Consider the following 21,207-nt stretch of genomic DNA (forward strand, 5'->3'; position numbering starts at 1 on the left):
ACAGGTAAACCATGGCAACCATATACCAGGTATCTGAATTAGCAGGCGTATCACTGGCCACTGTTTCCCGGGTGATGAATAACAATGTCCGGGTAAGTGAAGCCACCCGCAACAAAGTGTTGCAGGCAATGGAACAACTGGGATACCGGCCGAACTCTATTGCTCAGTCGCTGGCATCCAGCCGCTCTAACAGCATAGGTATTCTGGTTTCCGAGTTACACGGACCATTTTATGGCGAAATGCTGACCGGGATCGAGGCGGAATTCCGGGCGGCGGGCAAACACGTCATTATTGCCGCCGGCCACAGTGAACGGGCTACTGAAGAAGATGGTATCGAGTTTTTGCTAAGCCGCAATTGTGACGCGCTTATTTTGCATGTTGAAGCGGTCAGCGATCAGTATTTAATCGATTTAAGTAAGAAACAAACTCCTTTCGTGCTATTGAACCGCCAGATAACGGCGCTGGCTGATCGCTGTATCAGCCTGGATAACGAGCTCGGTGGCTATCTGGCCACCCGTTACCTGTTGGAGCAGGGCCACCGCCATATCGCCTACATTGCCGGACCCATGTGGAAAACCGATGCCCGCGACCGCTTTCATGGCCATCAGCGGGCACTGGCCGGGTATCAGTTAACCGCTGAAGAGGCGTTATTTTTTGAAGGTGATTTTCGCGAAACTGGTGGCAGCAAAGGCTTGCAGGCGCTGCTGGCCAGCGGCCGGCCATTCAGCGCTGTGGTCTGTGCCAATGACGAAATGGCATCGGGTGCCCTGACCGCCGCCCGCGAGCTGGGCTACGAAGTGCCGGCTGACTTTTCAGTAATGGGCTTCGATAACGTTAATTTTGCCTATTACACCTATCCGAAACTCTCAACTATTGATTATCCGGTTAGTGCTATGGGCCAGATGGCAGCCCGTTGGGTCCTGCAACAGGTGTACCAGCAAAGCAGCATTGAAGTGCAGCAAATTTTTGATCCTCATCTAATTCCGCGTGACTCCGTGGCAGAGGCAGCCGTTACCTAAGCAGCAAATATTGCAGAATGCTATAGCAGGCAATCGGTTATAAATTAATCCATTTTTTCGTTTAATCAATCAGGTTAAATTCATTAGTTTTGATTAAAACAACAGCGTATAGTGCGCCCCTCAACGCGCATGTTGCCCGTTTGCAGTAGAGGTATAGTTATGCAGAGTACGCAGTCGATGACCGTCGCGATGCGGTTGGCTTTGGGTTTCGGGGTTGTGCTGTTACTGATGGTGGCGCTGACCTTATTTGGTGTGCAACGGGTTAGCCAGATAAATCTTACCCTGACACAAATCACCGAAGTGAATTCGGTTAAGCAACGCTACGCCATTAATTTCCGCGGTAGTGTGCATGACCGGGCAATTGCATTGCGTGATATTACTCTGGTACCAGACGTGGCGGATCTGACCCCTATTCTGAATGATATTAACCAGTTGCAGGCTTTTTATCAGCAGTCGCGTCAGCCAATGGACCGGCTGTTTCAGGCCAGTGCTGACATCAGTGACTCTGAGCAACGTCTGCTGGACACTATTCATCAGGTTGAGCAACGGGCGCAGCCGCTAGCTGCTGAGGTGATCCGGTTACGTCAGCAAGGACAACAAGCTGCGGCGCAACAGTTATTATTGCAGCAAATGAGCCCGGCTTTTGTCGACTGGCTGGCCAGTATTAATGCCTTTATCGATTTTCAGGAACAGAAAAATCAACAAGCGACGACTTATGCCCGAGATGTAGCGGCAACCTTCGCTCTGTCGATGGTGTTGCTGACCTTACTGGCAATTGTTATTGGTGCCATTACTGCTTGGTATATCGCTCGTTATCTGCGCAACTCATTAGGCGGCGAGCCTGCGTTGGCGGCGGAAATTGTCAGCCAGATTGCCGGTGGTGATCTGACAACCCGGATTAAAGACAGCCAGCCAGACAGTATGCTGGCCGCTGTTGCCAGTATGCAGCAACAACTGCGCCAAACCTTAAAAGAAGTGATCAGCGCAGCAACAACGGTATCAAAGCAGGCGACAGAGCTTGATCTTGCTTCAAAAGAAGCGTTACAGGCCTCTGAGTTGCAGGCGTCATCATCAACCGCCTCTGCGGCCAGCATTGAGGAAATGACCGTTAGCCTGAATGAGGTAGCCAATACCGTGCAGCTGACCGAGCAAAACTCGGAGAAGACCGCAGAATTATCAGCGCAGGGCGCAAAACTGGTCAAAGATGCCGCAACCGAAATTGGTGTTGTCGCTGAAACCGTGCAGCAATCTGCCAGCCAGATTGGCAGCTTACAGCAACGCTCGAAAGATATTGCCGGTATTGCCGGGGTGATCCGCAGCATTGCGGAACAAACCAACCTGCTGGCATTAAATGCTGCTATAGAGGCCGCGCGGGCCGGTGAGTCTGGCCGGGGTTTTGCGGTAGTGGCAGATGAAGTACGCCAGTTGGCAGAGCGTACCAGCAAGGCAACTACCGAAATTGCCGGCATGATCCAGTTGGTGCAGGATGAAACCCAGCAAGCTGTGCTGGCGATGGAAACATCTGCCCCGCGGGTGGCCCAGGGGCTGAAGTTGGCCAATCAGGCGGTAACCATGCTGGAGCAAATTCGGTTGCAGGCTGAAGATTCACTGCACAATGTCCGTGATGTGTCGCGTTCAACCAGTGAACAAACCGCGGCAGTAAGTGAGCTGGCCCGGCATATTGAACAAATTGCCACTATGTCGCGTGAAACCACGCTGACCCTGCAACAAAATCGTGGCGCCGTCACAGCATTGCAACAGGTTGCAACGGGGCTAAGTGGTCAGGTTAGTCGTTTTAAAACAGATTAATTTACGGTAACGCCGCGCCGCGGGCACTGAGGTATAACGCATACCAGTGCTCGCGGCTTAGCTGCACTTCCCCGGCCTCTGCACAGGCTTTAATCCGCTGAATATTGGTAGTGCCTATCACCGGTTGGATATGCGCCGGGTGGCGCATTAACCAGCCCAATACTATCGCTTCTTTCGTTACCTGATATTCGGCAGCTAATTGCTGCACCAGGGTAGCGGTCGCCCTGACATGCGCTGGCGCCTTGCTGATATCTTTACCGGTGAACAGGCCCTGGCTTAAGCTACCCCAGGCTTGCAGCTGCACTTTATGCCGGCGGCAATATTCGATAGTGCCGGCGCTGAAATTGACCGCGGGCTGGCCACTGCAACCTGCGGTGGTGCCCTCATCCAGCCAGGCCAGATGGCTTAAACTCAGTTCCAGCTGATTAACCAGCAGCGGGTCCACCAGCGAACTTTGCAGCAACGCTAACTGGTGTTGCTGCATATTCGACACGCCAAAGTGTTTAACCTTGCCGCTCTGGATCAGTTGGCCAAACGTGGCCGCTACTTCCTCTGGCTGCATTAATGGATCGGGCCGGTGCAGTAACAAGATATCCAGCTGTTCGATTTGCAGCCGGCGCAGAATATTATCGACGGATTGGGTTAGCCATTGTCCTGAGAAGTCGTAACGCTGCGGGCCGTCATCATCTGCAAACCGAATACCGCACTTTGATTGCAGCGACATCTGCTGCCGCAGTTCCGGGCGCTCTGCCAATACCTTGCCAAAAGCCTGCTCGGCCTTACCAAAGGTATAAATATCAGCATGATCAAAGATCCGGATCCCCGCTTCCAGCGCGGCATCTATTACCTTATGGGCTTCAGTAATATCAGCGGCAGACAGCGGGTTGCTGTTCCAGCCGCCGCCTAAATTCATACAACCAAATACTAACGGACTGTGCTGGCGCAGCTGGTTAGCCAGCGGATAACAGTTCTGGGTGGTGACGGTAGCGGGCATAGCGGGTCCTAAAACGTTAAAAAATCAGCCGCAATCTGCTTTAAGCCACTTGCCGCTTTGTTGCATGGTCATTTGTTCGGCTTTGCCATTTACTTCAGTAGTAAAACTGGCATTGCCACTATAAGCTTTACGGCTGCTAAATGTCATATCACCTTCGCCACTTGTTGGTGGGTTAGTATCGCAGCTAAAAGAAAAACTGTAACTGTTATCGCCGGTCTGGCTGATTTGCTGCTGGCAGCCATCCTGTTGTGGTAACTGGCCGCGATCGATTTCCTGCTGGGTCAGACAAACCTGCACCGAGCTGCCTTTTAAATCAAAAGACATACCCTGACTTTCCATCATTTTTTCCATCATTTGCCGCTGGGCAGCCGGCATACTGGCTAATTGTTGCTCCAGTTCTTGCATCGCCCGTTCCAGTTCGCCACTGGCGGTTTTTATACTGAAAGTATGTTGCCATAAGCCGGGTTCGACATCCAGTTTCAGCGTTTCGGCACTGGCAGACAGGCTTAAACTAAGCGCGGCAGCGCAGGCGGCAGTGATTAAAGTGGGCTTCGCTGACATTTTAAAATCTTGCATGATAATCCTCCATGACGGTTAAACAAGACAACGTAAACAAACAGCAAGCATAGAAGCTAACCGGAAAAACTGCAAAGTGAACGCCTTATGGCAGCGGCAGCTGGTAAATATCCCCTTGCGGCGGCTGGCGTTTGACAAAGTATATCGCCCGGTTGCTGACACTGTAGTGATGCACCAGTTCGGGGCTGTAGGCCAGCAGTAACTCAGGTTCAGTCTGCTTGCCCAGTAATTGCCGGAAAATGCCGGCCCCCGGCTGGTAATAGATGATGGATTCGCCCTGTAGCTGCCAGTTCAGCCAGTTAATTTTATCAAAGTCAGCTAACAGCAGTTGCTCTTCCGTGCTGTCAAGATCGCGCTGCCAAAGGCCATCCTGATGATATTTGCTGTAATACAGGGTGTTGCTCTGATGATAACCGCTATAACCACCGTGGGTTGTCAGCTGCTGGTGGACGTCGCCTTGCTGCTGATAGCGCCAGAGTTGCCAGTCGCCCGTTTTGTTGCTGCTGTAGATCAGGCTGTTATTATCAGGGCCAGGGTTAACGACATAGGCCTGATGTTCAGCTGAAAATAACTGGCTTAACTGGCCGTTTGCCAGTTCAAGCTGATATACCGCCCCTTGCTGACTGAAATAAACGCTACGCTGATCAAATGACCAGCTGAGCCGGATAAAACCAGCCGGTGCCGGTATTGCTGCCAGCATATGTTCAGGCCCGTTGTGAGGTTTTCGCCAGATTTGATGCAGGCCCTGGCGGGTGGTTAAAAACAGCAACTCCGTATCCTGCTGATTAACCCGGGGTAAAATATCCAGCCGCGAGCTGTAAATAAGGGGCACGGCATTGCCGCCAGTATCTGAATCAGCAGCCTGCACAGTATCTGTATCTGTATCAGCATCCTGCAGCGGCTGTCTCCAGATATCGGCCTGTTGCTGCTGACTGGCAAAATACAGGTGTTGTGCCGTGCTGGTTATCGAGTTCACAGGCTGCTGTGAGTAAAAGTAATGCTTAAGACTGTAATCAGCCGCCAGCGAAAAAAGTTGGTTGTTGCTGGCCAGCATCAGCGGCTGGCCCGCTGGCCAGTTTAAATCGACCACCGCAATATCAAGATCAGTCGTGTGCTGCAGTTGTGGTGGCTGGCCGTCAGCCAGCTGATATAAGCTGAGCCGGCTGCGCGCAGGCGTAAGATAGCTGGCAACCGCCAGTTGCTGGCCATCGGCGGCAATAGCCAGAGCGACAGCGCCGTTAAAGCTGGCTGGGTCTGCCAGGGTAAGTTGTTGCAGGTTGGCGGTGGCAATCTGATAACGATACACCAGATAAGGCCGGGTTTTGCTCTGGCGCAGCCGGTAAAAGAAGTACTCGTTGTCAGGGCTCCAGCTGGCCTCAAATGCACTGTCGGTCGGACAGTCAAATAAAGCGCGTTCGGGCGAGGCCGAATCCAAAGACAACAACATTATCTGGCATTGGTTGCCGTCGATCCTGCGGTATACCACTTGCTTCCCATCCGGACTGATGCTGCCATTTAACGCCTGCACCTGCACCTGCGTCGCAATAAGCGGTTTATCCTGCTGCTCACTGCGTAACCATAGTTGAATTTTACCTTCGGCGTCGCGGCGGTGGTATAACAGCTGACCATCGATACTGCTACTGATATCAAACTCTGCACCATCAAAGCTGGTAAGCGGCTCAGGGATCAGTACTTTATTCTGTGTGGTGGCGGCAGGCGCCGATTGCAGCCAGGCCCAGCTTGCTGCAACTACTGCAATCGCAAGTACCACAGACAACCATATCACCATACTGTTGCGGGAAGCCGTTGGCCGTGCTTCGGTCATTTTTACTGTGGATTGCTCCGGCTTATCTGCATTGTGCGGCGGGATGAGCGGCGCTGTATTTTCCTCGGTCTCTGATACAGTAACGGTGCTGAGTAAGCGGGCGTCCGGCAGCAGGCAATAGCCCAGCTTAGGAATAGTGGCAATATAGTCGGTTGCCGGGTCCAGGCTGGCACAGGCTTTTCGCAATAAACTAACCGCCCGGTTAATCGCACTTTCGCTGACCACTCGGCCCTGCCATACCTCGTTAATCAGTTGTTCGCGGCTTACCGGCTCAGCGGCATGTTCTGCCAGCAACAGTAACAGCTGGGCCTGTTTTGGTTCCAGTGTGCACTGTTGGCCGGCCCGCTGCAGGGTGCGGCGTTGCGGGTCAAATATCAGCCGGCCCAGCTGCCATTGCTGTTTGTTCATTGCTTGTTCTAACCCCTTGTTTAACAGCTGAAAAGTAACAGTAAGCTTTTCATCATAAATCCATCACCTGGCCATTATCGCTATATCTGCGGTTTATCTTTAGGTTGGCTGGCGACTTTATGTTAACAGGAAAGCAATATGAAATTACAACTAAGATTTTTGCAGCTGGTGTCAGCGGCACTGCTCGCCGTGTTACTGACGGGTTGCGGCGGTGGCGACAGTGAGCCGGATAACAGCAACCTGATGAAACTGGGCGATCGTAGTTATCTACTGGTGCTGCCCGCCAATTACCGTGCGGAGCAGGAATACAAGCTACTGCTGGCCTTTCATGGCTCGGGTGGCAGCAGTGCAGATATGCAACGGACGGCTGACTTCAATCGCTACAGTAATGACTACATTGTGGCTTATCCGCAAGCGGGCACTATCGAATGGAATGAAGGCTGTAATTGTAATATTGCCAACCGGCTGGGCATTGACGATTTAGCTTTTGTTGACGAAGTTATTGCTGATATCAGTGCCAGGCATCGTCTGCAGCAAGGGGAGATCTATGCTGCCGGGTTCTCTCAGGGCGGCTTATTTACCCAGAATCTGGCCTGTAATCGCAGCAACCGTTTCAAAGCTGTTGCGGTGGTCGCCGCACCGATGTCAGGGCAGTTGTGGCAAAGCTGTGCACCAGAGCAGCCGGTGTCGATAATGATGGCCATGGGTAAAAACGATACGGTGTTGCCCTACAATGGTTATACAGACTCTAATTTTGGTCTGGTCTCAGCCAAACAGGCGATAGCCCGTTTTGCTAGCCTGAACAATAGCTTGCCGCTGGCCCAGCAGCAGACACTGGCGACTGAGCAGGTTGAGCTGCTCAGTTATAGCAATGGCCGGCAAAAAGCCGAGTTGTTCAGTATTAAGCAAGGGCAGCATCAGTGGCAGTTCAGCCAGTTTGATACCTCAGCCGAAATTCTGCAGTTTTTTCAGCAGCTGGACAGCCCGCGTCTGCCTGAAGCGTCCAGTTTAGTGCAGGTTGGCGACAAGCGTATGCATGTGCGCCTGATGGGAGAGCAACATGCCGGCCCGGCGGTAGTGCTACTGGCCGGCCCCAATGAAAACTACCACAGCGACAGTGCCTGGTTTGCCCTGTTGCAACCGCTGCTGGCAGAAAAGTACCGGGTATACAGTATCGACCGGCTGGGTAATGGTTTCAGCGAAAGCGACGATGACCTGTCATACCGGCGTTTTGCCGAGGATTTGGCAACGGCGTTACAGCAGCTGGACGAACAGCAGGTGGTGATAGTGGCGATGGCCAGTGCCAGTATCAGTGCCAGGTTATTCTATCAGCAACAACAGCAAGCCTTTGATATTAAAGCTATGCTGCTGGTAGACCCGGACGTACCCACCCCTAATGCGCTAAGCGTTTATCAGGGCTATCCGGCCGATTGGTATCTGGCAAATCTGGAGGCACTGCTGCCGCATCTGGCGACAGGCGCCTGGACTGAACGCACGTCGCAAAAGTTGCAGGCTGAGCGCAGCCACGCCGAACAGCTGGTTGGCGATAATCCGTTAATGGACTGGCATTATTTTGACCTGATCAGCCAGCAGCGCTTACTGATCAGCCATCAGCAAAACCGGGCCCGGGAAATAGCGGCTTACAGTGCTGATTTAGACGCCTATGCCGCACTACCGATGCTGAGCGCGATACCGGTATCGGTTATTGATACTGATTTTGAGCAGGCGCAGATTGATGCGAACCCGGAAAGCGCAGAGCTGCTTAGTTTATGGCAACAGGAAAGTACCAGCTGGAATCGGCAGCAGGCTGAGCAAACTAATGGTCAGTATATTGCGCTGAACAACAGTGACCATCTGCTGGCATTACAACAACCAGAAACAATAAAAGCGGCGCTGGACTGGCTGTTTGCTCAGTTGCAGCTGCCCTAACCGTGTTTATTTTGGCTGTTTGGCAGCTTTTAACTGGCGCAAAGCACCAGTGCCTGATACTCATCAAAGGCAAAATGGTCGGTCATGCCGCTGATAAAATCCTGTAGCAGCCGGCAGCGGTAATAGAGCTCAAGCGCCGTGTGATTGTCGTTTATGGCGGCAACCGCCAGCTGATAAGCGGCCACATGCTTATTTGGCAGCCGGTGTGCCAGCCGCTGTTCCCGGCCAAAGGCATAACCCTGGTCGGCCAGCACGGCAGTAAAATCGGCAGCGGATAACAGCAGCAGCGGTTGGTAGCAGTCAAGCAGGCCGGCAATAATACGCTGGCCCTGTAATTCCAGGGTTTCAACTTCGGGTTGGTTAAACACAAACTGGCGGGCGACCTGCTTAAAGGTGCTGGTAATAGCATGGTACTGGCTGTCATCTTCCAGCAAGGCGCGGTTTAAACTGCCGTGATATACCTCGTCAATATTGGCGATAAACTGCTCTGCGGCATGGCGCACCAGTGGGTGGATCATGCCTACCCGCAGCTTGATAAAAAAGGCCGAGTTTTTATTAATAGGTTCAGCTTCTGCTTTATCCAGTGCCGCTTTAACCAGTGCAGAAAAACTTTCACTACCGCCACTGTGGGTAGCAATCAGCCGGCCCTGCGGTTCCAGACTGGCAAAGGCTTTGTTTAGTTGCCGGGCCAGTTCGGCCAGACTGAACAGGCCTTTCTCAACCGCGTCTTCCAAATCGGCCAGACAATAGGAAATATCATCGGCGGCTTCCATAATGTAAGTCAGCGGCTGGCGGCAACCCGCTTCGGTCTCCAGCTGCTGCCATAGCTGCTGTACAAATTGCTGCTCGGCAAAATAGTAGCCGGGCTTTTTCTGTAAGTAACTTTGGCTATGGTTTTTGTCAGGTTTACCCTCAGTGCCCAAACGGGTGTATTTTAAAATGCAGCCTACCTGACTGTACGTCAGGTTCATCCGTTGCAGGCTATGTACCAACCGGATGGCCTGGGCATTACCCTCAAACTGGGCCAGTTCAGTGCTAAGGGTGTGCCATAAAGGCTTGCCCTGCAACTGATGCCGGCTAGTGAGTTCAGGCAGGGCCTGATTAAACCAGCTGTTAATAGCGCTTTCACCACTATGGCCAAACGGTGGGTTGCCGACATCGTGCAGCAGGCAGGCCATTTCTACCAGCGACTCTATCGGCCGCTCTAAGCCGGTTAAGCCGCAGGCGGCCTGTTGCTCGGCGCTTAACAGCTTGAAGATGGTTTGGACAATAAAGCGGCCGGTTTGTTGTACTTCCAAGGAATGAGTCAGCCGGCTGCGCACTGCGGCATTGCGCTCCAGCGGAAACACCTGGGTTTTTTGCTGCAGCCGGCGCACAGCGGCCGAGTTAATTATCCGGCCGCGGTCACTTTCCAGCGCACTTTGCAGCTCATCACTGCGGCTTTGTAGTAACCGATAAGCACTGATTTTATTACGAAAATCCATAATTTATAACCATCCTTTTTGCCGGGCAATCCTCGCGGCGTCAATCCGGTTGGCGGCGTGCAGTTTGCTAATGGCCTCTGACAAATAGTTACGGGCGGTACCCTCGGCGATGTAAAGCGCGGTAGCAATCTCGCTGGTGCTTTTACCGTCAGCCGCCAGCCGCAGTGCCTGGCGTTCTTTGTCGCTGAGTGGGTCTTGCTCGCCCAGCGAGTTTAACAGCAGCTCACTGTCGACCACCTTTTTACCGGCCATGACTTGTTGGATGGCCTGCACCAGTTGCTCTACCGGGGCATCTTTCAGTAAAAAGCCACCAACTCCGGCGTCCATCGCCCGCTTAACATAACCGGCCCGGCCAAAGGTGGTAATGATCACCACTTTGGTGTCCAGCTGCTGTTGCTGAATATACTGTGCCAGCTCAATACCGCTTAAACCGGGCATTTCAATATCGCTTAGCAGTAAATCGAAAGGCTGTTGCTTCAGTAGTTTCAGTGCGGCACTGCCATCTGCCGCTGCTGTCACCTGAAAATCCGCCTCCAGCTGCAGCAGGCTGGCCAGCGCGGTGCGGATCATCGCCTGATCTTCAGCCAGTAAAATATTCATAACGTCTGCTCCTGCAGCGGTAATTGAATGGTTGCCGTTACGCCATGGTGCTGTTGTAACGCCAGAGTGGCACCTATCGCCGCCAGCCGCTCCCGCAGGCCGGTTATGCCATTGCCTTCGTTAATAGCTGTCGCCGGGCCATTATCGCTGAGGCAAATGTGCAAATTGTTGTCTTGCTGTAAAAACTGCAACTGACAACTGTCGCCTTTGCTATGGCGCATTACGTTGGTTACCAGCTCGGTCAGAGCAAGAATGACAGCAGTTTCCCGCCGATTACTGAGTACCGGTATTTCGCCTTTTAACGCGGCCTGAAAGCCGGCATCCCGCAACCGGCCAAGCAGTTTAGCCACTTCAGCGGTTAGCCCCTGGTGCTTGTAACCGGAAACACTTTGTCTTACCTGGCTCAGGGCATCGCGCGCAATCTGGCTAAGCTCGGCTAACTGCTGTTGGGCAGGCTCTGTTTGCTGATGGGCCAATAGTTTGGTGGCCAGATCGGCTTTTAAAATTACACTGGATAAGGTATGGCCCAGAATATCGTGTAAATCACGACCAATCCGCTCGCGCTCAACCATGGCAGCCAGTTGCTTTATTTCATCTTCGCTTTGTTGTTCCGCCAGATAATGGCGCTGTTTTGTCTGCTCGGCCCGGCCCAGAAAACTGACTGCCAGCACAATAGGGATCCCCATAACTAAAAACAGGTTCCAGTGAATAGTCAGCGTTATTTCAAGCAGCACCATCAAGCCTGTCAGTAGCGCCATCAGCAGCAGATAGCGGCGCAGTGAATAAGCGAAGCCGATAAAAAAACCGGCATAAGCAAACATCGAGACAGAACCCGGGTTTACCGGGGTGATCAGGGCGGCCACCAGCACGATGCCGGCGATAGGCCAGTGCATGGTGTGGCGGTTACAACGATAAGCCCAGAAATAACAACCCAGAAAAAGCAGCAGCGCCGTTAGCATGCTCAGGTACTGCCACGGCGCAAAACTCACAGTAAATAGCGGAATAATATAGAAAATGAGGTTTATCAGGTAAACCCAGCTCATTTTCCGTTCCAGCTGTGTATTCATTGTGCCAATGCCTGTGCGGTTAAGGTGTTTAGTGGTTGCAGCTTACGCCAGCGCCGCTCCAGCGTCACGATGCTGATGGCATAAATTGCGACAATAATTAATGGCATAGTAACAAAACTATGCTCTGGTGCCACTATCCACGCCACAGTGCAGCATGCGGTGCGGGCCAGGGTATGAAACAAGCCAATCCAATGTTGAATAATCCAGCCCAACGGCAACCACATTAGTCCGGTAAGAATGCCAATACTAAACGGCAAAGAGCGATAATCTGCCAGAAAATATGGGATGGCGATGGCATAAACCAGAGCCGCCATTACCACTCCGTACAGAAACAAACTATCAAACGGGTTTTTCTGTGACTTTTTAAAACTCATTTTTTCACCGGTCAGCCGCGCTATTGCCATTGCCAGATAGACAATGCTACCGGTGCCGATAAACAGCGCCATAATTGCTTGCTGCGGCGGCAGCAACGCGCCGGTAACCGCCATAGCAGTCCATACCAGCATTCCGGTTAACGGCATGGCCAGAAAGCGCCGCTGGGCAAATTGAGTTCTGTATTGTTCTAAAGTAAGAGTGGTCATTTGTCTGTCCTCTGCTGTGTTGTTGCCGGTAAGTATTGGTCAGTAACAAAAAATTCGGCAGTGTGCTTTGTCAGCGATTTTAATGACAAATGTCACCCGCAACTGATGACAACTGTGAGCCTGATAGCGGCCTGATTCGGGTTAGGCTGGTGGCAGCTGAATAACAGCCACTGACTAACAGGAATAGCCATATGAAACGCACAACTTTGAACCACACCGTTACCGTGAAAATCAAAACCCTTTGTACAGTTGCCTTGTTGGCCGCAACGGCAATGACTCCCGCCAGTGCGCTGCTGGCTAAACCCGCAGCCGTTGTCGCTGATGCTGCCAGCCAGCAGCAAACTGCTTGCGCCTGCTTTAACGTCGAGGTCATTGGCGAGGGGCCGGCTGTCATACTCATTCCGGGGGTGGCCTCGTCAGGTGACGTCTGGCAAAGCACCGTTGAGGCATTACAGGCCGACTATCAATTGCATATTCTCACCCTCGCCGGATTCGGTGGGGTAAAACCGATACCAATGCAAAATTGGGGTGAGGGCTATCTGGCATTGCAGCAACAGGCCATTTTAGGCTACATAAACAAGCAGCAACTGGATAAGCCTGTCGTCATTGGCCATTCCTTAGGGGGATATCTGGCACTGGCGCTGGCAGCAGGCGCTCCGGAGCAGATCGGTGGGGCGATTAATGTTGATGGCTTACCCGCGCTCGGTGCGTTGTTTTCACAAAACAGCGCGCCGCCGGAAAATGTGACCACAGACAGCGACAGTAAGCCGGCGCAACGTGGTGGTTTCGACCCTATGGCCATGGCTCGCAGCATGGCATCCGACCCCGGCTGGCAGCAGCGTATTGCCAGCGACATGACCCGCTCGGATGGCCCAACGTCCGGCCGGGTGATGGGTGAGCTGATGCGCGCAGATTTGCGGCCGCAATTGGCTGCTATCCGGGTGCCGGTGCTGACCCTTGGCGCGCTGCAACATGGTGCACCTTACAGTACACCTGAGCAGGTACAAGCCAACTATGAGCAGCAACTGGCCAAGGCACCGGCTGCATATCATCGTTTCGCATTCGCCCGCAATTCCAAACATTTTATTATGGCTGACGCACCTGATTGGCTGAACCAGCAAATTCGCCAGTATCTGACTGAGCATCATCAAGGCTGAGGAAACGGTATGAAACCACAAACTGAAGCTGTGCTACGGGTCTGCTCGCTCGATAAGGCGTTTGCCGGCAAGCGGGTCCTTAACAATATCGATTTAAGCCTTACTGCCGGTGAAGTACTGTGTATCCTCGGCCCCAATGGTGCCGGTAAAACCACCCTTATCTCTGCAATTTTGGGGCTTATCGCAGCTGATGCTGGTGAAATTCACTTGCTGGGCCAGTTACAGCAAGGCGCTGAGCGCAGTGTGGCGCTGCGCCAGCAACTGGGGGTGATGCTGCAAATTGGCAGCTTGCCCGCCACGTTAACGGTGGCCGAGCAGTGTGACCTGTTCGCCAGTTATTATCCGGCTGGATACCGCGCCCCAGAGTTGGTGGCGTTAGCCGGGCTCGAAGACCATGCCAAGCAACGCTTTGGCCGTTTATCCGGTGGCCAGAAACAGCGCTTATTATTTGCGCTGGCGCTCGCCGGCAAGCCGCGGTTGCTGTTTCTGGATGAGCCCACCCTGGGGATGGATGTCGAGGCCAGGCGCAATCTGTGGCAACAGATCCACCAGCTGCAGCAACAGGGAGTAAGCATCGTCCTGACGACCCATTATCTGGAAGAAGCCGAACAGCTGGCCGACCGGATTATGGTGCTGCATCAGGGCAAATTTATTGCGGACGGCAGCCCGGGCGAACTCAAAGCGTTGACCCGCTACAAGCTGGTGCAGTGTTGCAGTGCACTGAGCGATGCTGCCCTGCTGGCGCTGCCAGGGGTGCTGCAGCTTAACCGCCAGCAGGATGGCGTGACTATGCACAGTAGCCATGCCGAGCAAACCGTCAGAGCCTTACTTAGTCAGGACCCGGGCGTCAGTCAGCTGGAGGTGCGCCAGGTGGCGCTGGAGCAGGCATTTTTGCAACTTACCGGCGATGCGGCTGCTGCCCAGGCCGGGGCAGACAACCAGGAGCAGGTCGCATGAATACTTTAGCCATATATCAGAAAGAAGCCTGGTACGATTTAATCAGTGTCTGGCGGACCCCGGGCTTTGTGTTGCCGGCACTGGCTTTCCCGCTGGTGTTTTATCTGTTTTTCGGGGTGCTGTTCAGCCCCTCCGGCAGTACCAGTCATGCGGTTTATATGCTGGTAACATACAGCTGTTTTGGCATTATGGGCCCGGCAATGTTTAATTTCGCAATGAGTATCGCCAGCGACCGGGCGCAGGGCTGGTTAACCCTGAAGCGTTTGTCACCGATGCCGGTCAGTGCCTATTTGCTGGCAAAAATGGCCACCAGCCTGGTGTTTGCGCTGTTTATTATTCTGCTGTTATTCAGTGCTGCCGCTATCTTCGGCGAGGTAAGGTTATATCACAGCCAATGGCTGGGTCTGGCGTTGTTATTGCTACTGGGAACCGTGCCTTTTGCGTTAATTGGCTTGCTGCTGGGTTTAACGCTAAGTGATAAGGCCGCGCCTGGCGTGGTTAACCTGTTGTATTTACCGATGGCATTTTTATCTGGCTTATGGCTGCCGGTAACGATGCTGCCACAATTTCTGCAACAGTTGGCGTGGCTGTGGCCAAGTTATCATTTATCGCAACTGGGGCTAAAATTACTGGCATTGGATCAGGGGCAACCATTGTTGTTACATCTAACGATACTGCTGGTTACCAGCACCGTGCTGACCCTGTTATGTTTGCTGGTATTCCGGCGCTACACTGGAGCTAAATCATGAAAAGCCTGGTTTTTACTGCTATTGCCGGCGTGCTGGTGCTGTTTTTTCTGCTGTTACCACAACCGGACGCGACGTCGCAGCTGAAGCCGGTTGCCACCGCCGTCAGCGATGCTACCAGCAACAGTTTTGTGCTGGGGCCGGTAAAAGTGTTTGATGGCCAGCAGTGGCGCAAAGAGCGCTATGTTGAAGTACGGGATGGCCGGGTGCAGCAACTGCATCCGGATAAACCCGATAGTACGTTGCCACTTATCGACGGCCATAATCAATGGCTGATGCCCGGGCTGATAGATGCGCATGTGCATGCCTGGGGTGATGCCTTGCAGCAGGCGCTGAATTTTGGCGTAACCACAGCGCTTGATATGTTTGGCGATCAGCAGTTTCTGGTCGCCCAAAAAGCAGCAAGGGCCGGCACTGAACGCACCGATCAGGCCGATATGTATGGTGCCGGTGTGCTGGTAACCGCGCCGAAAGGCCATGGTACCCAGTATGGCATTGAAATACCTGTGATTGAACGTCCGGAACAGGCCAGTGACTTTGTTGCGGCGCGCCTTGCCGAAGGCTCTGATTATATTAAAATTGTTTACACCTCGGCTAAAGCGTTGCGCCACTTCAGACCGTCAATCGATCTGGCCACCTTGCAGGCAGTGATTGACGCCGCCAAGGCGCAAGGCTTGCTGGCAGTGGTGCATATTGCTGATTTACCCTCTGCTGAAGAGGCGATAGCGGCCGGTGCTGATGGCCTGGTGCACAGCTTTTTCAGCGAGCCGGTAAGTGATGAATTGCTTCAGCTGATGGCCAGCGGGCAGCGTTTTGTTATCCCGACCATGACCGTCATGGAAGGGATGCTTGCTAACCAGATAAACGAAGAACTATTGCTGCAGGATCCACCAGCTCTGCTTACTGCTGCCGCTATCAGCAGTTTGCAGCAGCGCTTTGGTAACGCGCAGATCCCGCCGGAACGCTATCAGCTGCTGGCCGGTAACACGAAAAAAATGGCAGAGGCCGGGATTCTGCTGCTGGCCGGTTCTGATGCACCCAACCCCAATACTGCCCATGGTGTCAGTCTGCTGGTTGAGATGGTGCTGCTGCAACGGGCCGGGGTGCCAAATTTGCAGGTGCTGCAAAGTGCCACCTCGGCCCCGGCGAAGGCCTTTGGCTTACAGGAAGTGGGCTACCTGCGACCGGGCTATAAAGCCGATATGTTATTGCTGAGTCAGGATCCGATGGCAGAATTAACCACCTTATTGACGCCAGCTGCTATCTGGAAAAATGGTTGGTTGCATCAGCCAGAGTTGCCCGCTGAGAGCACAGCTGTAACTGCCGGGCTAATCGCTGATTTTAATACCGGCTTAACCGCCCGCAGCGGCGGCTTTGCTGCCAGCAGCGACAGCATGATGCAGGGTAAGTCATCGGCAGAAATCAGGGTGCAGCAGGGGGCGTTGCAGGTAACGGGCACTACCCGCCCCGGTTTTGCTTATCCGTGGGCCGGGGTGGCCTGGCAAACGGCTGACAGCATGGAGACGGGTAGTAACTTCAGTGACATTAGCCACATTAAGTTTACCATTCGCGGCACCCCCGGCCAGTACCGGCTGGATGCGTTCTCCGCTGGCAGCTTTATGCCGGTAAGCCATCGCTTTGCGGTTACCGCCGACTGGCAAACAATTGAGCTGCCGTTATCGGCGTTTAGCGGTCTGAATACTGAGGCCGTCAGTATGCTGCTCTGGAATGGCCCAGAGGGCGAATTCCAGTTTGAGCTGGATGATATCGAACTACGTTAGGCTTAGTGGCATAGCTGATATTTTTCCAGCCGGTACAGCAGGGTTTTATAAGGTAGCTGCAACAGCTTGGCGGCCTGGGCTTTATTACCACCGGCGCGCTCAAGGGCCTGCAACAGGCAGTCGCGTTCATGTTGCTGCCAGTTCAGGCCAGCAGCGGGTAACACAAACTGACCGGTGCTAACTGACCCTGCGGTTAAGTCGGTCAGTAGCTCCTGTTCATCGCCCAGCAGGACGAAGCGTTCAATCCTGTTGGCCAGTTCGCGCACATTGCCCGGCCACTGATAGTCCATTAGCTGCTTCAGGGTAGGCTTAGTTAGCGCGGGTACGGCAATCTGATAGCGCTTCTGGCTGATTTGCAGAAAATGCTGAATCAGCCGTGGAATATCTTCACGGCGCTGGCGCAGGGCAGGCATATGAAGTGGCACCACATTCAGCCGGTAGTAGAGATCTTCGCGAAAGCGTCCATCCTGCACCGCCTGGGCCAGATCCTGATGGCTGGCGGCGATTAGCCGCACATCCAGAGTAATTTCCTGATGGCTGCCCAGCCGGGTGACTTTGCCTTCCTGCAACAAGCGTAGCAGTTTTGCTTGCAGGCTTAACGGCAACTCCGCTACTTCATCCAGAAACAGGGTGCCGCCGGCTGCCGCTTCAAACTTACCGGCTTTGGCCTGATGGGCACCGGTATAAGCGCCCTTTTCGGCGCCGAATAACTCTGCTTCAGCCAGTTGCTCGGGAATGGCACCACAGTTAATGGCAATAAAAGGCCCTTTGCTGCGGGCTGATAACTGATGCAGCGCGCGGGCGGCAAGTTCTTTACCGGTGCCACTCTCGCCGCTAATCAGCACAGTGGCATCGCTGTTCGACACCCGGTTTATCCGTTGAAACAGTTGCTGCATGCAGGGCGCAGTGCCAATCAGCTCTACCAGTTGCTGCTGTTCGCTCAGCTGTTGGCTGAGCTGGCGGTTCTGGCAACGCAGCTGCCTGGCAGTTAAGCCTTTACTGACGGCTAACAGCAATTCCTGCCGTTTAAACGGCTTGGTTAAATAGTCATCGGCGCCGGCCTGGATCGCCTCAACGGCATGACTGACTGAGCCATAAGCGGTTGCCACCACAAAACCGAGTTCCGGCAGGTTAGTACGCACATAATTTAAAATGGTTAAGCCGGTGTAATTACCCAGCTTCCAGTCGCTGAATACCAGTTCAATTTGCGGCTGTTGCTTTAGCAGTAGCAAGGCCTCTTCCACGGTAGCGGCGCTGAATACCTGATATTGCTCAGCTGTTAATAACTGGCTTAACAACTGACGTTGCTCGTTATCGTCTTCTACCAGTAGAATGGTCGCTTTCATTGCGCTGCTCCGCTGATGGTGACCATAGCGCAGCAGCCGCCCTCTGGTCTGTTGTGTAATGCAATTGCGCCCTGATAGTAAAGTTTCAGCAGCCGGCTGGCCAGATACAGTCCCATACCGGCACCATCCGCTTTGCTGGAGCAATGCGGGCTGAATAATCGCGGCAGAATATCAGCGCTGACACCCGGGCCGTCGTCACAAATCGTTACCTGCACCTGGCTGAGATCAGTTCGCACATCAATACTGATCTGGCCCTTACCGCCGGAGGCTTCAGCAGCGTTGGCGAGCAGGGTATGAAAAATACTGCGCAGCTCTGCTTCGGCCCCTGCTACGCTGGCGTCGCTGTCGCCGGTCAGGCTAAAACGCAGCTGCTCGTTACTGAATTCCAGCATTAAGTCATGCAGCACGTTTTGCAATAATACCTGCTGGCTGCGGTCAATGTCGGCGCAGCTTAAGGTCAGCATCGCGGTCAGGTTGCGGTTAATATGCTGCATTTTCTGCTCAGCCTGTTCGCTTAAACGCTGGCGCAGCAGAGGGTCATCACTACTGGCTACCTGCTCCAGTAATAAACTTAAGGTATGAATGGGGTTACGCAATGCATGCACCATACCCCGGCTTATTTCGCCCAATTCTGCCAGATGCTGTTGTTGCTGATGCTGCTCTGCCTGAGCCGCTAATGCTGCCAGCTGACTACTCATCTGATTAAATTGTTCACTGACATAGCGATAATCCGCTAAGCCGGTAACCGCAACCTGCTGGCCAAGCTGACCATGCTGCAACTGCTTAAAGCCAGCAACCAGACGTTGCAGAGGCTGGATCAGCCGGTGGCCCAGCCACAGGGCAATCAGCATGGCCAGCGCGGTGCTGGCGGCAATCAGCAGCATGGTGTATTGGGTAAATTCAGCAATAAGTGGCCCGGCCTGATTAAAACGGCCGCTGCGGTGCAATTGTTCAGCGCGGTCTTGCAGTTTTTCGGCGGCAATTTGCTGCAACAAATGCTCTATCGCATGTTGCTCCTGCTGCCAGTTAATATCAGTCAGTGATTCAATGCTAAGTTGCCGGCCGTCTTTTTCAATTTCAATAATTCTCACCTTGTGTTCGCGCGGTGCCTCACCGTTAGCGGGTACTGGCGGCGCGGGAGGCCGGGGCGGTTGTCGGATAATGGTTTCCAGTTGATCCGCGGTTTGTGCCAGCACTACCCGGGTTATTTCTGAGCTACTACTGCTGATTTGCTGCTCTATCTGGCTCTGAAAAAACCGTACCAGCCAAATCTGGCTGGCCGCCATAGCCAATAACAGACAAATTATGCCTAAACTCAATGCCCAGCGAATTGACATACAGCCGCTCTCAATAATGCTAATAGCGCTTAGCTTACAACCCCTGTGCCAGTTTGCCAAAGCCAATGACTGCGGGGGCTTGCCTGTTAGTAGTCGGCAACGGCAGGTGATTAGCGGACGATTTATCCTGATATCGGGATGTATAGCGGCTGATATCGGGATGTCTTGGTCAGTTATTTTTACAAGCGATTGATTTTAAATGATAAAAATAATGGCATTAAACTTTCATTGGTAAAGTGCATTTTGCGTATGATGGATTTAAAGGAGCAACAAGATGAAAATGATAATGATCAATGCCGCTTTAATCGCGTTTTTAACGGGCTGTGCTTTACCCCAGGCTCAGGCAGAGCAGCCCGTGCCAGAGAAAGTGCATGAAACCCGGATTGTGGTAATGCAGGACGGCAAGAAAAAAGAGTGGCGCTTTAGTGGCGAAAACTGGCGCGACAGTGAAGAGTGGCAAAAATTCAGTGCTGAACTGGCACCCGAGCAACAGCTAAAGCTGGAAAAATTACTGAGTGAAGCGCCACCGGTACCACCTATGCCACCTCATCCGCCGCGTGTCAGCTGGCATCAGGCTGACGGTGCAAAACACGTTATTATTCACAAAGACGTCGATGGCAATGAACAACAGCAACTGATTGAAATTCACCGCGAGGCTGGTGAACATGCCAAGTTAATGCACATTGAAATTCAGCGTGAAGCGGGTGAACACAGCTTCAGCGCTATTAAACATCTGCTGGAAAATGCCGAGCTCAGTAAAGAGCAATTGCAACAGCTGCAAGCGTTACTGGATTCAAAACATTAATCTTAACGAGTTAATTGTAAACCCGGGTTACCGGCTTTGATCTCCCAACCAATGCTGTGTTGTCGGCCTGCCAGCGCAGGCCGGCTTTTTACTGCTTACCAGGGCAGCTCGCTGCCGTTACTGTGATAAAACTTACCGCTGTTGGCCGGGCTCAGCTCGCTAATCAGGCCGGTTAAACGACGGGCGGCTTCATCGGGGCTGATATCGCCACCAAAGCCAACCATTTCAGTTTGCACGTAGCCGGGGTGGTAAATACCGACACTTATTTTGCGCGGCGCCAGATCATTGGCCAGTGACACACTACCGGCATTCAGTGCCGCTTTAGCCATCCGGTAACCATAGTAATTGCCTGAGTCGTTATCGGCTATCGAGCCCATCCGGCTGGTGATCATCGCTATTTTGCCGCCGTCTTTAAGTGCGCCCAGTAATTGCTGGCTTAGCAGTAAGGGTGCAATACTGTTTACCTGGAACTGTTTTAAAATGGTCTCGTCATTAAAGTTATCCAGGGTTTCATTGCAGAATATACCGGCATTATTGATCAGAACATCTATGCTATTTTCGGCGAATTTAGCGGCAACTCCTTTGATTTTCTGCGATTCGCTCAGTTCAGCGCCGCTGTACAGGGTAACGTCTAAGTCGGCCAGTTCAGGCGAGGGCTGGCGGCAAATTACCGATACTTGATCGCCCTTTGCCAGATACTGCTTCACCAGAGCCAGGCCAATGCCTTTATTGCCACCAGTAATCACGATATGTTGCATAATGTTGCTCCTGCTTGTTGGCCACTAA

The 21,207-nt window shown here is 53.0% G+C and carries 18 protein-coding genes; 8 read left to right on the top strand and 10 right to left on the bottom strand.

Annotation, left to right across the window (positions count from 1 at the left end; genetic code table 11):
• The first annotated feature begins 11 nt into the window (after positions 1-11).
• Together CRO03_RS04970 and CRO03_RS04975 are read left to right on the top strand one after the other, a co-directional pair.
• A complete protein-coding gene (locus tag CRO03_RS04970) occupies positions 12-1,019 on the top strand; it encodes a LacI family DNA-binding transcriptional regulator (protein WP_097110530.1) in 1,008 nt (335 codons plus the stop codon).
• 159 nt (positions 1,020-1,178) lie between these two features.
• Positions 1,179-2,828 (top strand): methyl-accepting chemotaxis protein, encoded by a 1,650-nt coding sequence (locus CRO03_RS04975; protein ID WP_170948950.1) that lies wholly within the window; start codon positions 1,179-1,181, stop codon positions 2,826-2,828.
• Between the two features lies 1 nt (position 2,829).
• Here CRO03_RS04975 and CRO03_RS04980 read toward each other — a convergent pair whose 3' ends face one another.
• The 3 genes from CRO03_RS04980 to CRO03_RS04990 form a co-directional block, all read right to left on the bottom strand.
• Positions 2,830-3,822, bottom strand: coding sequence for an aldo/keto reductase (locus CRO03_RS04980; protein WP_097110532.1), 993 nt, complete (start codon positions 3,820-3,822; stop codon positions 2,830-2,832).
• Positions 3,823-3,846: 24 nt separating this feature from the next.
• Complete coding sequence (locus CRO03_RS04985; RefSeq protein WP_097110533.1) at positions 3,847-4,398, bottom strand: DUF3617 domain-containing protein; 552 nt, start codon at positions 4,396-4,398, stop codon at positions 3,847-3,849.
• 85 nt (positions 4,399-4,483) lie between these two features.
• Positions 4,484-6,631, bottom strand: coding sequence for a winged helix-turn-helix domain-containing protein (locus CRO03_RS04990; RefSeq protein WP_097110534.1), 2,148 nt, complete (start codon positions 6,629-6,631; stop codon positions 4,484-4,486).
• A 138-nt stretch (positions 6,632-6,769) separates the two neighbouring features.
• Here CRO03_RS04990 and CRO03_RS04995 point away from each other — a divergent pair, with 138 nt between their 5' ends.
• Positions 6,770-8,560, top strand: coding sequence for an alpha/beta hydrolase (locus CRO03_RS04995; protein WP_097110535.1), 1,791 nt, complete (start codon positions 6,770-6,772; stop codon positions 8,558-8,560).
• A gap of 29 nt (positions 8,561-8,589) precedes the next feature.
• On the opposite strand, the gene dgt is transcribed toward CRO03_RS04995, so the two are convergent.
• The 4 genes from dgt to CRO03_RS05015 are packed head-to-tail and all read right to left on the bottom strand — an operon-like array spanning position 8,590 to position 12,292.
• Complete coding sequence (gene dgt / locus CRO03_RS05000; RefSeq protein ID WP_097110536.1) at positions 8,590-10,044, bottom strand: dGTPase; 1,455 nt, start codon at positions 10,042-10,044, stop codon at positions 8,590-8,592.
• Between the two features lie 3 nt (positions 10,045-10,047).
• The gene (locus CRO03_RS05005) at positions 10,048-10,644 is read right to left on the bottom strand and encodes a response regulator transcription factor (protein ID WP_097110537.1); all 597 of its coding nucleotides are present in this window, start codon (positions 10,642-10,644) and stop codon (positions 10,048-10,050) included.
• Complete coding sequence (locus CRO03_RS05010) at positions 10,641-11,711, bottom strand: sensor histidine kinase (protein ID WP_097110538.1); 1,071 nt, start codon at positions 11,709-11,711, stop codon at positions 10,641-10,643. The genes CRO03_RS05005 and CRO03_RS05010 overlap by 4 nt, the downstream gene beginning before the upstream one ends.
• Positions 11,708-12,292, bottom strand: a complete 585-nt coding sequence (locus CRO03_RS05015; RefSeq protein WP_097110539.1) for a DUF7010 family protein — start codon at positions 12,290-12,292, stop codon at positions 11,708-11,710. Before CRO03_RS05015 ends, CRO03_RS05010 begins: the two co-directional genes overlap by 4 nt.
• A gap of 191 nt (positions 12,293-12,483) precedes the next feature.
• On the opposite strand from CRO03_RS05015, the gene CRO03_RS05020 reads away from it, so the two are divergent.
• Genes CRO03_RS05020 through CRO03_RS05035 form a run of 4 tightly spaced genes read left to right on the top strand, consistent with a single transcriptional unit; the run spans position 12,484 to position 16,933 of the window.
• Positions 12,484-13,449 (top strand): alpha/beta fold hydrolase, encoded by a 966-nt coding sequence (locus tag CRO03_RS05020; protein WP_097110540.1) that lies wholly within the window; start codon positions 12,484-12,486, stop codon positions 13,447-13,449.
• Positions 13,450-13,458: 9 nt separating this feature from the next.
• Entirely contained in the window at positions 13,459-14,406 is a 948-nt protein-coding gene (locus tag CRO03_RS05025) for an ABC transporter ATP-binding protein (protein WP_097110541.1), read from the top strand.
• Positions 14,403-15,155: an ABC transporter permease gene (locus CRO03_RS05030; protein WP_097110542.1), complete on the top strand. Its 753-nt coding sequence runs from the start codon at positions 14,403-14,405 to the stop codon at positions 15,153-15,155. The genes CRO03_RS05025 and CRO03_RS05030 overlap by 4 nt, the downstream gene beginning before the upstream one ends.
• A complete protein-coding gene (locus tag CRO03_RS05035; RefSeq protein WP_097110543.1) occupies positions 15,152-16,933 on the top strand; it encodes an amidohydrolase family protein in 1,782 nt (593 codons plus the stop codon). Before CRO03_RS05030 ends, CRO03_RS05035 begins: the two co-directional genes overlap by 4 nt.
• 2 nt (positions 16,934-16,935) lie before the next feature.
• Here the strand turns inward: CRO03_RS05035 and CRO03_RS05040 are convergent, their stop codons facing one another.
• Entirely contained in the window at positions 16,936-18,279 is a 1,344-nt protein-coding gene (locus CRO03_RS05040; RefSeq protein WP_097110544.1) for a sigma-54-dependent transcriptional regulator, read from the bottom strand.
• Positions 18,276-19,616, bottom strand: a complete 1,341-nt coding sequence (locus CRO03_RS05045; RefSeq protein WP_097110882.1) for a sensor histidine kinase — start codon at positions 19,614-19,616, stop codon at positions 18,276-18,278. Before CRO03_RS05045 ends, CRO03_RS05040 begins: the two co-directional genes overlap by 4 nt.
• A gap of 274 nt (positions 19,617-19,890) precedes the next feature.
• Here CRO03_RS05045 and CRO03_RS05050 point away from each other — a divergent pair, with 274 nt between their 5' ends.
• Positions 19,891-20,421 carry a hypothetical protein gene (locus tag CRO03_RS05050; RefSeq protein ID WP_097110545.1) on the top strand — a complete coding sequence of 177 codons (531 nt, stop codon included), beginning with the start codon at positions 19,891-19,893 and terminating at the stop codon, positions 20,419-20,421.
• Between the two features lie 95 nt (positions 20,422-20,516).
• On the opposite strand, the gene CRO03_RS05055 is transcribed toward CRO03_RS05050, so the two are convergent.
• Positions 20,517-21,179 carry an SDR family oxidoreductase gene (locus CRO03_RS05055; protein WP_097110546.1) on the bottom strand — a complete coding sequence of 221 codons (663 nt, stop codon included), beginning with the start codon at positions 21,177-21,179 and terminating at the stop codon, positions 20,517-20,519.
• Positions 21,180-21,207 lie beyond the last annotated feature (28 nt).

The organism is Arsukibacterium tuosuense (assembly GCF_900215315.1).
GTDB classification, from domain to species: domain Bacteria; phylum Pseudomonadota; class Gammaproteobacteria; order Enterobacterales; family Alteromonadaceae; genus Alishewanella; species Alishewanella tuosuense.

Bases quoted from the DNA above. Each gene is read 5' to 3' on its own strand.
- CRO03_RS04970 (WP_097110530.1), top strand. From the start codon at position 12: ATGGCAACCATATACCAGGTATCTGAATTAGCAGGCGTATCACTGGCC.
- CRO03_RS04975 (WP_170948950.1), top strand. From the start codon at position 1,179: ATGCAGAGTACGCAGTCGATGACCGTCGCGATGCGGTTGGCTTTGGGT.
- CRO03_RS04980 (WP_097110532.1), bottom strand. From the start codon at position 3,822: ATGCCCGCTACCGTCACCACCCAGAACTGTTATCCGCTGGCTAACCAG.
- CRO03_RS04985 (WP_097110533.1), bottom strand. From the start codon at position 4,398: ATGCAAGATTTTAAAATGTCAGCGAAGCCCACTTTAATCACTGCCGCC.
- CRO03_RS04990 (WP_097110534.1), bottom strand. From the start codon at position 6,631: ATGAACAAACAGCAATGGCAGCTGGGCCGGCTGATATTTGACCCGCAA.
- CRO03_RS04995 (WP_097110535.1), top strand. From the start codon at position 6,770: ATGAAATTACAACTAAGATTTTTGCAGCTGGTGTCAGCGGCACTGCTC.
- dgt (WP_097110536.1), bottom strand. From the start codon at position 10,044: ATGGATTTTCGTAATAAAATCAGTGCTTATCGGTTACTACAAAGCCGC.
- CRO03_RS05005 (WP_097110537.1), bottom strand. From the start codon at position 10,644: ATGAATATTTTACTGGCTGAAGATCAGGCGATGATCCGCACCGCGCTG.
- CRO03_RS05010 (WP_097110538.1), bottom strand. From the start codon at position 11,711: ATGAATACACAGCTGGAACGGAAAATGAGCTGGGTTTACCTGATAAAC.
- CRO03_RS05015 (WP_097110539.1), bottom strand. From the start codon at position 12,292: ATGACCACTCTTACTTTAGAACAATACAGAACTCAATTTGCCCAGCGG.
- CRO03_RS05020 (WP_097110540.1), top strand. From the start codon at position 12,484: ATGAAACGCACAACTTTGAACCACACCGTTACCGTGAAAATCAAAACC.
- CRO03_RS05025 (WP_097110541.1), top strand. From the start codon at position 13,459: ATGAAACCACAAACTGAAGCTGTGCTACGGGTCTGCTCGCTCGATAAG.
- CRO03_RS05030 (WP_097110542.1), top strand. From the start codon at position 14,403: ATGAATACTTTAGCCATATATCAGAAAGAAGCCTGGTACGATTTAATC.
- CRO03_RS05035 (WP_097110543.1), top strand. From the start codon at position 15,152: ATGAAAAGCCTGGTTTTTACTGCTATTGCCGGCGTGCTGGTGCTGTTT.
- CRO03_RS05040 (WP_097110544.1), bottom strand. From the start codon at position 18,279: ATGAAAGCGACCATTCTACTGGTAGAAGACGATAACGAGCAACGTCAG.
- CRO03_RS05045 (WP_097110882.1), bottom strand. From the start codon at position 19,616: ATGTCAATTCGCTGGGCATTGAGTTTAGGCATAATTTGTCTGTTATTG.
- CRO03_RS05050 (WP_097110545.1), top strand. From the start codon at position 19,891: ATGAAAATGATAATGATCAATGCCGCTTTAATCGCGTTTTTAACGGGC.
- CRO03_RS05055 (WP_097110546.1), bottom strand. From the start codon at position 21,179: ATGCAACATATCGTGATTACTGGTGGCAATAAAGGCATTGGCCTGGCT.